12 protein-coding genes and 2 pseudogenes are annotated in these 13,827 nt (G+C 70.6%); 11 read left to right on the forward strand and 3 right to left on the reverse strand.

The genetic code is table 11. The features are described from left to right. Positions 1–570: 570 nt before the first annotated feature. The 10 genes from ACFU6K_RS12920 (at position 571) to ACFU6K_RS12965 (ending at position 12,295) form a co-directional block, all read left to right on the forward strand. Entirely contained in the window at positions 571–1,647 is a 1,077-nt protein-coding gene (locus ACFU6K_RS12920; protein WP_380662603.1) for a terpene synthase family protein, read from the forward strand. Between the two features lie 63 nt (positions 1,648–1,710). Beyond that, positions 1,711–3,102 (forward strand): cytochrome P450, encoded by a 1,392-nt coding sequence (locus ACFU6K_RS12925; protein WP_380662604.1) that lies wholly within the window; start codon positions 1,711–1,713, stop codon positions 3,100–3,102. Between the two features lie 287 nt (positions 3,103–3,389). Next, complete coding sequence (locus tag ACFU6K_RS12930; RefSeq protein WP_380662605.1) at positions 3,390–4,466, forward strand: polyprenyl synthetase family protein; 1,077 nt, start codon at positions 3,390–3,392, stop codon at positions 4,464–4,466. Positions 4,467–4,636: 170 nt separating this feature from the next. Continuing rightward, positions 4,637–5,668 carry a mevalonate kinase gene (mvk, locus tag ACFU6K_RS12935; protein ID WP_380662607.1) on the forward strand — a complete coding sequence of 344 codons (1,032 nt, stop codon included), beginning with the start codon at positions 4,637–4,639 and terminating at the stop codon, positions 5,666–5,668. Then, a complete protein-coding gene (gene mvaD / locus ACFU6K_RS12940) occupies positions 5,661–6,713 on the forward strand; it encodes a diphosphomevalonate decarboxylase (protein WP_380662609.1) in 1,053 nt (350 codons plus the stop codon). The genes mvk and mvaD overlap by 8 nt, the downstream gene beginning before the upstream one ends. Then, positions 6,710–7,837, forward strand: coding sequence for a phosphomevalonate kinase (locus tag ACFU6K_RS12945; protein ID WP_380662611.1), 1,128 nt, complete (start codon positions 6,710–6,712; stop codon positions 7,835–7,837). The genes mvaD and ACFU6K_RS12945 overlap by 4 nt, the downstream gene beginning before the upstream one ends. Further along, complete coding sequence (fni, locus tag ACFU6K_RS12950) at positions 7,834–8,925, forward strand: type 2 isopentenyl-diphosphate Delta-isomerase (protein WP_380662613.1); 1,092 nt, start codon at positions 7,834–7,836, stop codon at positions 8,923–8,925. Before ACFU6K_RS12945 ends, fni begins: the two co-directional genes overlap by 4 nt. 29 nt (positions 8,926–8,954) lie before the next feature. Then, entirely contained in the window at positions 8,955–9,983 is a 1,029-nt protein-coding gene (locus ACFU6K_RS12955) for a hydroxymethylglutaryl-CoA reductase (RefSeq protein WP_380662615.1), read from the forward strand. A gap of 2 nt (positions 9,984–9,985) precedes the next feature. Continuing rightward, positions 9,986–11,161: a hydroxymethylglutaryl-CoA synthase gene (locus tag ACFU6K_RS12960; protein ID WP_380662617.1), complete on the forward strand. Its 1,176-nt coding sequence runs from the start codon at positions 9,986–9,988 to the stop codon at positions 11,159–11,161. A 153-nt stretch (positions 11,162–11,314) separates the two neighbouring features. Further along, positions 11,315–12,295 (forward strand): 3-oxoacyl-ACP synthase III family protein, encoded by a 981-nt coding sequence (locus ACFU6K_RS12965; protein WP_380662619.1) that lies wholly within the window; start codon positions 11,315–11,317, stop codon positions 12,293–12,295. Between the two features lie 45 nt (positions 12,296–12,340). On the opposite strand, the gene ACFU6K_RS12970 is transcribed toward ACFU6K_RS12965, so the two are convergent. Then, positions 12,341–12,778: a MarR family winged helix-turn-helix transcriptional regulator gene (locus ACFU6K_RS12970; RefSeq protein ID WP_380662621.1), complete on the reverse strand. Its 438-nt coding sequence runs from the start codon at positions 12,776–12,778 to the stop codon at positions 12,341–12,343. Positions 12,779–12,790: 12 nt separating this feature from the next. After that, positions 12,791–13,234: a hypothetical protein gene (locus tag ACFU6K_RS12975; RefSeq protein ID WP_380662623.1), complete on the reverse strand. Its 444-nt coding sequence runs from the start codon at positions 13,232–13,234 to the stop codon at positions 12,791–12,793. 24 nt (positions 13,235–13,258) lie between these two features. On the opposite strand from ACFU6K_RS12975, the pseudogene ACFU6K_RS12980 reads away from it, so the two are divergent. After that, positions 13,259–13,543 (forward strand): annotated as a pseudogene (locus tag ACFU6K_RS12980) (SDR family oxidoreductase); the annotation flags it as partial. Positions 13,544–13,554: 11 nt separating this feature from the next. On the opposite strand, the pseudogene ACFU6K_RS12985 reads toward ACFU6K_RS12980, so the two are convergent. Then, positions 13,555–13,827 (reverse strand): annotated as a pseudogene (locus ACFU6K_RS12985) (hypothetical protein); the annotation flags it as partial.

Genomic DNA, 13,827 nt, shown 5'->3' on the forward strand with positions numbered 1-13,827 from the left:
CCTCGGGGGCCGGTCGCCGCCCCGGGGGCTGCTTGGTCTGGCGGCCCTTGAGCAACCGATGGCGGAAGTCGACACCAGCGTCAGCAGCCCTGCCCCTTCGGGCCCGGCCGGCGGGCTCTTCGTGCCGCGGATCCACACCGATGCCGCCCCGCCGCGTCCGTCGGGCCGTGCTGGTGGAGCGGATCACCGAGCGGGCTCCCCGACGCCGACGCCGACGGCCGCGCCTTGTTGCCGGCCCGTTGTCCATCGATTGTCTGCCGGGACGCTGGGCTCAGGTGCTGCCCGGGGTGCCGCGGCCGTGTTGACCAGGGCGTTGACCGCATGCCGACGAGGTCGTTGATCGTTTGTCTACCAGTATCCCTGACCGTATATCAGGTCCGGTCACGGACTCGGCGGCTTCCGGACGGGGCCGCCGGCGGACGACTCAGGAGGACTCAGGGGGACTCGCATGTCCCGTCCTCCCCTTCGCGTCCGCGCCGCGGCCGTCGCGGCCCCGGTCATGGCCGTCGCGCTGCCCCTCGCGGGCACGGCCACCGCCCCCGCTCAGTCCTGCCCGAAGGGATTCTTGGCATGACAACCGTGCGCCGCACACTTGGCGTTCCGCCATTTTTCTGCCCTTTGCCCGACGCCGTGTACGACAAGCCGGAGGAAATAGATGCCGGCGCCGTCGCCTGGATGTTCCGGCAAGGGTTCCGCAAGGAGGGTGACTGGCTGCCGCGTATGAATGCGGGCTCGTACACCGCACACTGCATGCCGTACGTCCTCGACCGGTGCGCCGAGATCATCACCTATGTCATGTACTGGGGCGGCGCCTGGGACGACGACCTCGACGTGATCCCGGGGCTGGACCAGCCCGCACCGCTGACGGTCCACGTCAGCCGTCTCAAGCACATCCTCGCCTCGCCCAAGTCCGTCGTGCCGCCCGGAGACGCGTACCTCTCCTCCTTCCAGGACTTCTGGAACCACGTCTCCACCGTGTCGACCCCGGGCCAGCTCGAGCACCTGCGCCAGGGTTTCTGCAGCTACTTCGACGGCGTGCTGTGGAAATGCGCGAACCAGAGCCTCGGTGAACTCCCCGAACTGGGCGACTACCTGATCATGCGTGGCAACGATGTGGCCGGCCCCTGGCTGACCGCACTCACTCCGATCGGCGGCGGCTACGAACTGACCGCAGCCGAACGCCTCGATCCCCGGGTGCGCGCCGCCTCCGAAGCCGTATCCGTCATCGTCGGTCTCGACAACGACCTGATCTCCATTCACCGGGAGAATCTCCAGGGCTTGTTCGACCAGAACGCCATCAGCATCATGGTGCGCGACCGGCAATGCACGCCCGAGGAAGCGGTCGCCGAGGTCCGCGCGCTGCGCGACCGAATCATGTCCCTTTATCTGAATCTGCGTGACCAGGTCTCCGCGACCGCCCGCCCGGAACTGCGGCGATACGTCCACGAGATCGGCTACTGGATTCGCGGGCACATCATCTGGGCGGACTTCACCACCCGTTACTGCGCGCCTGTCGACCCGGAGACCGGCGAAGAACAGGACTTCGGTGGCTACGGCCTGGTCTGGGCCGACGAGCCGGCTGACGCCGACCCCGCGCCCCTGCCGATTCCACAGATCGCCTGGTGGTGGGACCAGTTGGCGAAGTGACAGCGGCGACGCAGAGTCCGACAGGTCCACAAGTCCGCCACCAACCGCATGGAGGTTTGTTCCGTGACAGGCCAGGAAACCCGCAGCTACACGAAGGGCAGCGCACCGAATGCCCTGCCCGTGCTCGGGCACGCCAATCAACTGCGCAGCGACCCGCTCACCTTCCTCCGATCACTGCCCGAGCAGGGCGATCTCGTGAAGATCATGGTGGGGCCGACCCCCATGTACATCGCGTGCCACCCTGATCTGGTCCACGAGATGCTGACCGACAAGGTCAAGGACTTCGTCAAGGGCGGTCCCGTGATGGACCGTGTGCGCACGGTCCTCGGAGACGGGCTGGTCACGGTCGACGGCCTCGTCCATCGCAAGCAGCGACGCCTGATCCAGCCGTCCTTCCACCCTGCGCGCATCGCCGAGTACGTCGGCATCATGCAGAAGCAGGCAGCCGCGTCGGCTCATGAATGGCCGGAAGGCAAGAACGTCGACCTCCTGATGCAGATGGGCAACCTCAGCGCCGACGTGGCGCTGAGCTGCCTCTTCTCCGAGCCCGGTGAGGGCGAGGTGCGCCGGGGAGGTCACCACGGTCTCCCGACGGCCCTGAACACCGTGATCGACGGCATGTTCTTCCGCATGCTCAACCCGCTGCCGGCGCTGTCCTTCCTGCCCACTCCCGGCAACCAGCGCTACAAGCGGGCGGAGGCGCAGCTGCACCAGGTGGTGAACGAGACCATCGACCGCTACCGCCGCTCGGGCGACGGCGGCGGTCTGTTGCGCACGATGATGACGGAGGTCGACGAGGAGGGGCACCGCTTCACCGACCAGGAGCTGCACGACCAGTCCATCACCCTGCTCCTCGGAGGCGCGGAGACCACCGCCGTCCTGATGTCGTGGATCTTCCACCTGCTGCACGAGAACCCGCAGGTCGCCGCCACGTTGCACGCGGAGCTCGACGAGGTGCTGGCCGGCCGCCCGGTGACGGCCGAGGACCTGAAGAAGCTGCCGTACACCCGCAACGTCGTCGCCGAGGGTCTGCGCCTCTACCCGCCGGCCTGGCTGCTCAGCCGTCGTGCCGCTGTCGACACCACGCTCGGCGGGCTGCCCGTGCCGGCCGGCACCGAGCTGTCGTACAGCCCCTTCCTGCTGAACCGGGACGCCCGCTACTTCGACGCCCCCGACAGCTTCGAGCCGGACCGGTGGCTCACCATGTCGACCACTCCGCGCAAGGGCGCCTACCTGCCCTTCGGCGCCGGGAACCGCAAGTGCATCGGTGACGCGTTCGCCCTCACCGAGGCCCAGGTCATCGTGGCCACCGTGGCCCAGTACTGGAAGCTGGACCGCGCCCCGGGCACCCGCCCCACGCGCGCCCTCGTGCGGATGAGCCTGCGTCCCGACCAGCTCACGATGGTGCCGACCCGTCGGCAGCCGGCACGCGAGCCGCAGTCCGCCGCGAGCTGAACCCGTTCCGTTCGACCGACGGGGCCCCGGCGGGTGCCGCACCGGGCCCGCCCCTGCCCGGCATGCCCTCCACCATGTGAACCCGCGTGTACGGAGGGCATGCCATCCGGCGCGGCCCGAACACCCACCGCTCGCCCCTCCCTCGGCGACCCGCACCTGCGGTGCGGCCCGGCGACTGCCGGGGCCCTCCTTCGCCCGGCCGGAAAGTGATGCCTCTCGGCGCTTTCCCTCCCATGCCACGTCCTCGCGGACGCGGCCACATGGTCTTGACGAACAGGAGTAACGACATGAACTCGACCACCAGCCTTCGCGAGCTGGGAGCCGACGCCCTGGACTCGGTTCATCTGCGCGGTCTGATCGACGAGCGATTGAACGCCTTCCTCGACGCCAACTGCGACAGGCAACCCCACCTGGTCTCGCTCATCGAGCACCTGCGTGGCTTCCTGACCGCCGGCGGCAAGCGCATCCGGCCGCTCCTGTGCATGGTGGGCTGGCACGCGGCGGGCGGATACGGCGACCCGGGGCCCGCCATCGGCGCGGCGGCCTCGCTCGAACTCTTCCACGCCTTCACCCTCATCCACGACGACGTGATGGACGCCTCCGACACCCGGCGTGGCCGTCCGACCCTCCACCGGACGCTGGAGACGGGTGCGGACGCCACGACCGCCGAGCGGTTCGGCACCAACAGCGCGATCCTGCTCGGCGACCTGGTCATGGTGTGGTCGGACGAGCTGCTGTACTCCAGCGGCATCGACCACGAGCGATTGGTCGCCGTCCGACCGCTGCTGGACGCCATGCGCACCGAGGTGATGATCGGTCAGTACCTGGACCTGCTGGCCACCGGGAAGCCCGACGAGGACGTCGAACGGTCGCTGGCCGTGATCCGCTACAAGACGGCGAAGTACACCGTGGAGCGGCCGCTGCACATCGGCGCGGTCCTTGCCGGAGCGGACCAGGCCCTGCTGGACGTCTTCACCGCCTACGCCCTTCCGATCGGCGAGGCCTTCCAACTGCGCGACGACCTCCTCGGCGTCTTCGGCGACCCGTCCAAGACCGGCAAGTCGGTCCTGGACGACCTGCGGGAGGGCAAGGCGACCGCTCTGATGGCACACGCCCTCCACGCCGCCGGCGCCGAGCAGGCGCGGGTGCTGAGGTCCCTGGTCGGCGACCCGGACCTGGACGAGGCAGGCGCCGAGACGGTTCGCGGGATCCTGCGGGCCACGGGCGCCGCCGACGAGGTGGAGCAGATGATCGCCGATCGTGTGCAGCGTGCCCGGCGGGTCCTGGACGAGACCCCGTTCCCGGACGAGGTCAGGAAGACCCTCGAAACCTTCGTCACCACCACGACGCTCCGGACCACCTGAGCACCACGTCGGCGCGGGTCGCCACCGTCCCGGCGCCGCCACACGCGTCGCTCGCCTCGCGAGCCCACCCCGTCCGGAACCCGCTGCCGGGGGTGGCCCGGGCATGACGCGGCGCGCGGTCGAACGGGCTTACTTCATTCCTTCCTAGAAATCTGGATGACGCGATCTCAATGGAATTTCGACAAGGGGAGCTGAGCACGTCGACTCCACCGGCCTCGGCGGCAGGGACAGCGGACAGCCGCCGTGCTCGCTCGGTCGGCACCGGCCACGCCCATGCCAAGGCCATTGTGCTGGGGGAGCACGCGGTCGTCTACGGAGCCCCGGCGCTCGCCCTGCCCGTCCCGCAGCTGTCGATCACCGCCAGCGTCGGGTTCTCCACCCGGGGTGAAGAACCGGCAGGTGTGTCCTTCACGATGACCGGATCCGCCTGGAAGGAGGTCGGAACGCAGGCATCCGAGGGGCTGCGTCGGCTGACCACCGACTTCAGGGCATCCACGGGAATCGACGACGGCCGGCATCTCGATGTGATCATCGACGGTTCGATCCCGCTCGGCAGGGGGCTCGGCTCCAGCGCGGCCTGCGCCCGTGCCGTCGTCCTCGCCCTGGCCGACCTCTGCGGCCGCGAGGTCTCGCAGCGGACGGTGTTCGACCTGGTGCAGACCGCCGAGAACGTGGTGCACGGCAAGGCCAGCGGCGTCGACGCCATCACCGTCGGCGCGAGCGCGCCGTTGCTGTTCCACGCGGGCGAGGCCCGCACGCTGCTGGTGGGCTGCGACGCGCTGTTCGTCATCGCGGACAGCGGCACCGTCGGCAGCACCAAGGAAGCGGTCGACAAGCTGCGGGAGAGGTTCCGACTCCACGCCGGAGCACAGGAGCGGTTCGTCCGCCGGGCGTCGGAACTGACCGGCGAAGCCGTGACCACCCTCGCCGCCGGCCGGCCGGAGGAGCTCGGCTTCCTGCTGACGGAGTACCACGGAATGCTCCGCGAGGCCGGGCTGAGCACTGACCGGATCGAGGGGATGGTGAGTGCCGCGCTCGCCGCAGGAAGCCTCGGCGCCAAGATCACCGGGGGTGGACTGGGCGGCTGCGTCCTCGCTCTGACCCAGCCCGAGCAGGCGAGAGAGGTCACCCGGCGGCTGCACGAAGCGGGGGCCGTGCAGACGTGGATCGTCCCACTGAGGAGGCTCGTCACGCATGTCTGAGCACCAGATCACCGTGCGCCGCCCGCAGGACCGGCAGGGCGCGAACGGGGCCACCGCCGTCGCGCACCCGAACATCGCGCTGATCAAGTACTGGGGGAAGCGCGACGAGCGCCTCTTCCTGCCGTGGACCAGCAGTCTGTCGATGACTCTTGACATCTTCCCCACGACCACCCGGGTCCACCTCGACGCCGAGGCTTCGGACGACGAAGTGACCTTCAACGGCGTACCCGCGGCGGGCGAGGAGCGGCGGCGCATCGCCGGGTTCCTCGACCTGGTGCGCCGGCGGGCCGGGCTCACGCACCGGGCCGTCGTCGACACCCGCAACACCGTACCCACCGGGGCGGGCCTGGCGTCCTCCGCCAGCGGCTTCGCCGCGCTCGCCGTCGCCGCCGCCGCCGCGTACGGACTGGACCTCGACGGCACCGGTCTCTCCCGCCTGGCCCGCCGCGGTTCCGGCTCGGCCTCGCGGTCGATCTTCGGCGGCTTCGCCGTCTGGCACGCCGGCAACCCCACGGCGCCGCCCGCGGAGGCCGACCTCAGCTCCTACGCCGAGCCGGTACGGACGGGCGACCTCGACCCCGCACTGGTCATCGCGGTGGTCGACGCCGGCCCCAAGGAGGTGTCCAGCCGCGCGGCGATGCGCCGCACCGTCGAGACCTCGCCCCTGTTCGAGCCTTGGGCCGCGTCGAGCCGGGACGACTTGACCGAGATGAGGGCGGCGCTCCTGCGCGGCGACCTCGACGCGGTGGGTGAGATCGCTGAGCGCAACTCTCTCGGCATGCACGCGACCATGCTGGGCGCGCGCCCCGCAGTGCGCTACCTCGCGCCCGCCTCGCTCACCGTCCTCGACAGCGTGCTGGGGCTGCGGCGCGACGGCATACCGGCCTACGCGACCATGGACGCCGGACCGAACGTCAAGGTGCTCTGCCGTCGTACGGACGCCGACCGGGTCGCCGAGGCCGTGCGCGACGCTGCCGCGGGCGGCTCCGTGCACATCGCCGGGCCCGGACAGGGCGCCCGCCTGGTGGACGCGGGCGGACGATGACCTCCGGGCGAACGGTCGTCCGCAGTGCGCCCGGCAAGCTGTTCGTCACGGGCGAGTACGCGGTGGTGGAGCCCGGTACCCCGGCCATCGTGGTGGCCGTGGACCGGGAGATCACCGCCACGGTGACCCTCTCCGAAACGGCCGACATCGTGATCTCCTCCGATCTCGTCCCCCGGGCGGTGAACTGGCGATGGCTCGACGGCCGGCTCCACGCTCCCGGCACGGAGAACGGGGAAGCCGACGGACACGGCGCGCGGGGCGCACTGACGCACGTGGTGGCAGCGGTCGAGACCGTGGGACGACTGCTGGCCGAACGCGGCCTGCCCATGCCCGGGCTGGACCTCTCGATCGGCAGCCGGCTGCATGACAACGGCCGCAAGTACGGCCTGGGGTCGAGCGGCGCGGTGACCGTGGCCACGATCGACGCCGTCACGTCCCTGTGCGGACTGGACCTCTCACCCGACGCCCGGTACCGCCTGGCCGTGATCTCCTCGGTCGGGATCGACCCCGTGGGCTCCGGCGGTGACCTCGCCGCCAGTACCTGGGGCGGCTGGATCGCGTACCAGGCACCCGACCGGGCCTTCGTGCTCGACCTCACCCGCCGGTACGGCGTCGAGGAGGCGTTGCGCACGCCCTGGCCGGGCCACTCGGTCCGGAGGCTTCCGGCCCCGCGCGGCCTCGCCCTCGAAGTCGGCTGGACCGGCAACCCGGCCTCCACCGCCTCGCTCGTGTCCGGTCTGCACCGCCGGATCTGGCGCGGCACCGCGTCGCACCGCGCGTTCGTGGAGACCTCCACCGACTTCGTACGCGCCTCGATCACCGCTCTCGAGGCCGGCGACGACCAAGGCCTGCTGTACCAGATCCGCCGTGCCCGGCGGGAGTTGGCCCGCCTCGACGACGAAGTCGGGCTCGGCATCTTCACACCCGAGCTGACGGCCCTGTGCACGGTCGCCGAAACCGTCGGCGGTGCCGCCAAGCCGTCGGGCGCGGGCGGCGGCGACTGCGGCATCGCGCTGCTCGATGCCGAGGCCATGCACGACATCTCACATGTACGGCAGCGGTGGGCCGCGGCCGGGGTGCTGCCCCTGCCCGTCCGGCCCGCCCCGGAAGGGACCGAGAAATGAGCGCTCAGCGCAAGGACGACCACGTCCGGCTCGCCATCGAGCAGCAGGACACCCGCAGCGGGATCAACCAGTTCGACGAGGTGTCCTTCGTCCATCACGCCTTGGCCGGCATCGACCGGCCGCAGGTGTCCCTGGACACGACCTTCGCCGGGATCTCCTGGCAGGTGCCGCTCTACATCAACGCGATGACCGGCGGGACCGCCAAGACCGGCGTCATCAACCGAGGTCTGGCGATAGCGGCCCGGGAGACCGGGGTACCCATCGCGTCGGGCTCGGTGCACGCCTATTTGAAGGACCCGACGTGCGCCGACACCTTCCGCGTCCTGCGCCAGGAGAACCCCCACGGTTTCGTCCTAGCAAACGTCAACGCGACGGCAACGGTCGACGACACCCGGCGTGCCCTCGATCTGCTGGAGGCCGACGCCCTGCAGATCCACGTCAACACGGCGCAGGAAACGGCCATGCCGGAAGGCGACCGGTCCTTCGGGTCCTGGGTCCCGCAGATCGAGAAGATCGCGGCGGCCGTTGACGTACCCGTGATCGTCAAGGAGGTCGGCAACGGCCTGAGCCGGGAAACCGTCCTGCTGCTGCGACAACTGGGGGTCCACGCGGCGGACGTCGGCGGCCGGGGCGGCACCGACTTCGCCCGGATCGAGAACGGCCGGCGACCGCTCGGCGACTACGCGTTCCTCCACGACTGGGGCCAGTCCACCGCCGCCTGTCTCCTGGACGCGCAGAGCGCCGGTCTTCCCGTGCTCGCCTCCGGCGGCGTCCGCCATCCCCTCGACGTCGCCCGCGCCCTGGCCCTGGGCGCCTCCGGCGTCGGGGCCTCCGGAGTGTTCCTGCGCACCCTGCTCGACGGCGGTCCCGAGGCGCTGATCGAGCAGCTCACGAACTGGCTGGACCAGCTCGCGGCCCTCCAGACCATGCTCGGCGCGCGCACTCCCGCGGACCTCGCGAGCAACGACCTGATCATCCACGGCACCCTCCGTTCCTTCTGCGCCGACCGGGGCATCGACACGGGGCGACTCGCCCGGCGTTCCCGATCGGCCGACACCCTTCACAACACGACAGGAAAAGCACAGTGACCGACACACACGCCATTGCCAGGGTCCCCATGAAGTGGGTCGGACCCCTTCGAGTCTCCGGGAACGTCGCCAACACCGAGACCCACGTTCCCCTCGCCACCTACGAGACACCGCTGTGGCCCTCCGTGGGCCGCGGCGCGAAGGTGTCCATGCTCACCGAGCAGGGCATCGTCGCCACCCTCGTTGACGAGCGCATGACCCGCTCGGTGCTCGTCGAGGCGACCGACGCCCAGACCGCGTACACGGCCGCCCGCACCATCGAGGCGCGGATCGAGGAACTGCGCGCCGTGGTCCGCGGCTGTAGCCGGTTCGCCGAGCTGCTCACCGTCCGGCACGAGATCGCGGGCAACCTGCTGTTCATCCGGTTCGAGTTCAGCACCGGCGACGCCTCCGGCCACAACATGGCCACGCTCGCCTCCGACAACCTGCTGACGCACCTGCTGCGGACCGTTCCGGGAATCTCCTACGGATCGATCTCCGGGAACTACTGCACGGACAAGAAGGCGACCGCGATCAACGGCATCCTCGGCCGCGGGAAGAACGTGGTCACGGAACTGCTCGTCCCGCGCGACGTGGTGGAAGGCGTCCTGCACACCACTGCCGCCAGGATCGTCCAGCTGAACATCCGCAAGAACCTGCTCGGGACCCTGCTGGCCGGCGGCATCCGCTCGGCCAACGCCCACTACGCCAACATGCTGCTCGGCTTCTACCTGGCCACCGGGCAGGACGCGGCCAACATCGTCGAGGGCTCCCAGGGCGTCACCCTGGCCGAGGACCGCGACGGTGACCTCTACTTCTCCTGCAATCTGCCCAACCTGATCGTCGGCACCGTGGGCAACGGCAAGGGCCTGGAGTTCGTGGAGACGAACCTGACCCGCCTCGGCTGCCGCGTGGACCGCGCCCCCGGCGAGAACGCGCGCCGGCTCGCCGTCATCGCGGCGGCGACGGTCCTCTGCGGCGAGCTCTCGCTGCTCGCGGCGCAGACCAACCCGGGTGAACTCATGCGTGCACACGTCGAACTGGAGCGCGACAACAAGACGGCAAAGGTCGGTGCCTGAACATGTCCAACGCCGCTTCCTTCGGAATCCACGATCTGTCCTTCGCGACGACCGAATACGTCCTGTCGCACGCGGCACTCGCCGAGTACAACGGCACGGAGATCGGCAAGTACCACATAGGCATCGGCCAGCGGTCGATGAGCGTGTGCGCCGCGGACGAGGACATCGTGACCCTGGGGGCCGCCGCCGCGGCCCCGATCATCGCCCGGCACGGTTCCGAACGGATCCGGACGGTGGTCTTCGCGACGGAATCCTCGATCGACCAGGCGAAGTCCGCCGGCATCTACGTGCATTCACTGCTCGGCCTGCAATCGGCCTGCCGCGTCGTCGAACTGAAGCAGGCCTGCTACGGAGCCACGGCCGCCCTGCAGTTCGCCATCGGACTCGTACGACGCGACCCCGACCAGCAGGTCCTGGTGATCGCGAGCGACGTCTCCAAGTACGAACTGGACAGCCCCGGCGAGGCGACCCAGGGTGCCGCCGCGGTGGCGATGCTGGTCAGCGCCGACCCCGCCCTGGTCCGCATCGAGAACGCCTCCGGCCTGTTCACCGCCGACGTGATGGACTTCTGGCGGCCGAACTACCGCACCACCGCCCTCGTCGACGGGCAGGAATCCGTCGAAGCGTACCTGCAGGCGGTCGCAGGCAGCTGGAAGGACTACGGCGAGCAGGGCGGGCGCACACTCGACGAGTTCGCCGCGTTCTGCTACCACCAGCCGTTCACGAAGATGGCCTACAAGGCACACCGCCACCTGCTCAACCACGCGGGCCACAGTGCCGACCAGGCCGACATCGAGCACGCCATCGGGCAGACCGTGGCCTACAACACCTCCATCGGCAACAGCTACACCGCCTCGGTGTACCTCGCTCTCGCCGCGCTGCTCGACCAGGCGGACGACCTGACCGACCGGCCCATCGGCTTCCTCAGCTACGGTTCCGGCAGCGTCGCCGAGTTCTTCGCGGGCACGGCCGTCCCCGGCTACCGCGAACACCTGCGGACCGCGGCGAACCTGGCGGCGATGGCCAGGCGCAAGCCGGTCGACCACGCCCGCTACCGCGAGCTGCACGAGTGGTCCTTCCCGGCCGACGGAGGAGACCACCCCACCCCGCAGCAGACCACCGGGCCCTTCCGGCTGGCCGGCGTCAGCGGTCACAAGCGCATCTACCAGGCGCGCTAGAACACCTGAGATCCCGAACACCTGCGATCCCGAACACCTGCGGTCCCATGCGTGCGGGGGCAGCCTCCGCGGCTGCTCCCGCACGCGCCCGCCACGGCCGCAGGCCAGTTCTACACACACCGTTCTCCATCCATTCGAGGGGAGGGCAGCCGTATGACCGACGTCAGGATCCTCGGTACGGGTGCCTATGTGCCGGAGCGAATCGTGTCCAATGACGAGGCCGCGGCGGCGGCGGGGGTCGACGACGCGTGGATCACCGACAGGACCGGCATCCGGGAACGGCGATGGGCTGCCGACGGCCAGGCCACCTCGGACCTGGCCACCGCCGCGGGGCGTGCCGCGCTGAGGTCGGCCGGCATCTCCGCCGAGGAGCTGTCCGTGATCGTGGTCGCCACGTCCACACCCGACCGGCCGCAACCGCCCACCGCCGCCTATGTCCAGCAGCGGCTCGGCGCGAGCGGCGCGGCCGCGTTCGACGTCAACGCGGTCTGCTCCGGCACGGTGTTCGCGCTCTCCGCGGCCGAGGGCGTACTCGCCCGCACCGGCGGCCACGCGCTGGTCATCGGTGCGGACCTGTACTCCCGCATCCTGAACCGGGCCGACCGCAGGACCGTGATCCTGTTCGGGGACGGCGCCGGAGCCGTGGTCCTGGGGGCGCAGGTCGACCACGGACCACGTGTCCGGCACCTCTCACTGCACTCGTTCGGCGAACTGTCGGGGCTCATCAAGGTGCCCGCCGGCGGCAGCCGCATGCCGGTGGACCAGACGGTCCTCGACGCAGGGCTCCAGTACTTCGCGATGGACGGGCGAGGCGTGCGGAACTTCGTCGGTGACCACCTGCCGCAGCTGGTCAAGGGATTCCTGCACGAATGCGGTGTCGCGCCCGACGACATCGACCACTTCGTACCGCACCAGGCCAACGGCACCATGCTGGACAGCGTCTTCGCCGACCTGGCACTGCCTCGCGCGACCATGCACCGCACCCTGACGCACTACGCCAACACGGGAGCCGCCTCCATCCCGATCACCCTGGACGCGGCCGCCCGCGCCGGCGCCTTCACCCCCGGCGACCTGATCCTCCTGGCCGGCTTCGGCGGCGGCATGTCGGCGGGATTCGCGCTGGTCGAGTGGTGAGCAGGTCCGGGCCGGCGGGGCCCGGCCCCCGTCCGTCGGGGGACGTCACCGGGCGGGCAGCCAGGCCTCGTCGTCGGTGGCGTGCGCCAGCACCCGCTGGAGGAGCTCGCGTAGGGTCTCGACCTCGTCCGGGTCGAGGTCGCCGAGCAAGTCCGCCTCCACCCGGGCGAGCGGGCCGCCGATCCGGGTCAGCATGTAGCGGGCCGTGTCGGCGAGTTCCAGCCGGCGCGAGCGGTCGTCGGCTCCGGGCCGGCGGCGCACGTGGTCGGCCTCGACCAGTTCGTCGACGAGCCGGTGCACCGACTGCCGGGCGATGCCGAGCTGACGGGCCAGGTCCGCCATGGTCAGTCCGGGTTCGTGGGACAGTTGGGCGAGCAGGCCGTACTGACGAACCGTCAGGTCGTAGTGGTTCAGGCGCTCGTCCGCCCGGCGCGTCGCCACCGTGCTGGCCACGGCCAGGAGATAGGGGATGTGGGTCCTCAAGGGCGGTTCACCTCAACCGGGGGAGCCGTGATCGTTTCTCATCCGACGGTACGTCATGTCCCGCTGTGGCGACGACCGGAGAGGGTCCTGGAGCAGCCAGTCCACGGCCTCGGCCGGCATGCCCTGGCCGAGCCACAGTCCACGGGCCGCGGGCACGGTCAGCTCCTCGAAGCCGATGTGGCGGCCGAGGACCTCGCCGAGCACCCGCACCTGCTCGTGCTTGGACAGCGACTCCGGGCCCGCGAAGGCGTACGCCCGTCCGGCGTGCCCCTCCTCCAGCAGGGCGGCCAGCGCCACGTCGGCGATGTCGGCCTCGTGCACCGGGGCGCTGCGGGCCGCCCCGAACGGGGCGCGGACGGTGTCCTCGGCCCGGATGGTGGGGGCCCACCAGGACAGCAGGTTGGTCATGAACTCGCCCGGTCGGACGTGCGTCCACTCCAGTCCGGAGGCCTCCACGGCCCGCTCCACCACGCTGTGGTGGTCGCCGCGCTGGGCCTGGAACTGGCGAAGACAGGCATCACCGTCAACGCGGTCTGCCCAGGCTACGTGGAGACGCCGATGGCCGAGCGGGTCCGGGCGGGCTACGCCGAGGTGTGGGGCACCACGCCCGAGGCGGTGCTCGAACGGTTCGAGGCGAAGATCCCGCTGGGCCGGTACACCATGCCCGAGGAGGTCGCTGGGCTGGTCGGCTACCTGATCACGGACACGGCGGCGCCGATCACCGCCCAGGCCCTCAACGTGTGCGGCGGGCTCGGCAACTACTGAGCGTGGCCCGGTCACGGCAGCTCGTCCCCGCCCCCGCCCCCGGTGTCGACGTCTGGGTCGGGGGGCGCGGGCGTTCCCTTGAGCTCGTGGAAGCCGGGGGTTCCGGCCAGCAGCAGGGTGGCGTCCCACAGCCGGCCCGCCTCCTCTCCGCGGGGCACGCGGGAGAGGACCGGCCCGAAGAAGGCCACCGGAGGACGGCCGGGCTGTGCCGGGTCGGTGACGGCCACCACCGGGGTGCCGGTGCGCGGGCCCAGCAGGCCGAGGGCTTCGGCGTGTGAGGCGCC

Origin of the sequence: Kitasatospora sp. NPDC057512 (genome assembly GCF_042802135.1) — a bacterium.
Classification (GTDB): domain Bacteria; phylum Actinomycetota; class Actinomycetes; order Streptomycetales; family Streptomycetaceae; genus Kitasatospora.

Coding starts and splice junctions, on each gene's coding strand:
- fni (WP_380662613.1), top strand. CDS start 7,834: ATGAGCGCTCAGCGCAAGGACGACCACGTCCGGCTCGCCATCGAGCAG.
- ACFU6K_RS12920 (WP_380662603.1), top strand. CDS start 571: ATGACAACCGTGCGCCGCACACTTGGCGTTCCGCCATTTTTCTGCCCT.
- ACFU6K_RS12945 (WP_380662611.1), top strand. CDS start 6,710: ATGACCTCCGGGCGAACGGTCGTCCGCAGTGCGCCCGGCAAGCTGTTC.
- ACFU6K_RS12930 (WP_380662605.1), top strand. CDS start 3,390: ATGAACTCGACCACCAGCCTTCGCGAGCTGGGAGCCGACGCCCTGGAC.
- mvaD (WP_380662609.1), top strand. CDS start 5,661: ATGTCTGAGCACCAGATCACCGTGCGCCGCCCGCAGGACCGGCAGGGC.
- ACFU6K_RS12955 (WP_380662615.1), top strand. CDS start 8,955: ATGAAGTGGGTCGGACCCCTTCGAGTCTCCGGGAACGTCGCCAACACC.
- ACFU6K_RS12960 (WP_380662617.1), top strand. CDS start 9,986: ATGTCCAACGCCGCTTCCTTCGGAATCCACGATCTGTCCTTCGCGACG.
- mvk (WP_380662607.1), top strand. CDS start 4,637: ATGGAATTTCGACAAGGGGAGCTGAGCACGTCGACTCCACCGGCCTCG.
- ACFU6K_RS12965 (WP_380662619.1), top strand. CDS start 11,315: ATGACCGACGTCAGGATCCTCGGTACGGGTGCCTATGTGCCGGAGCGA.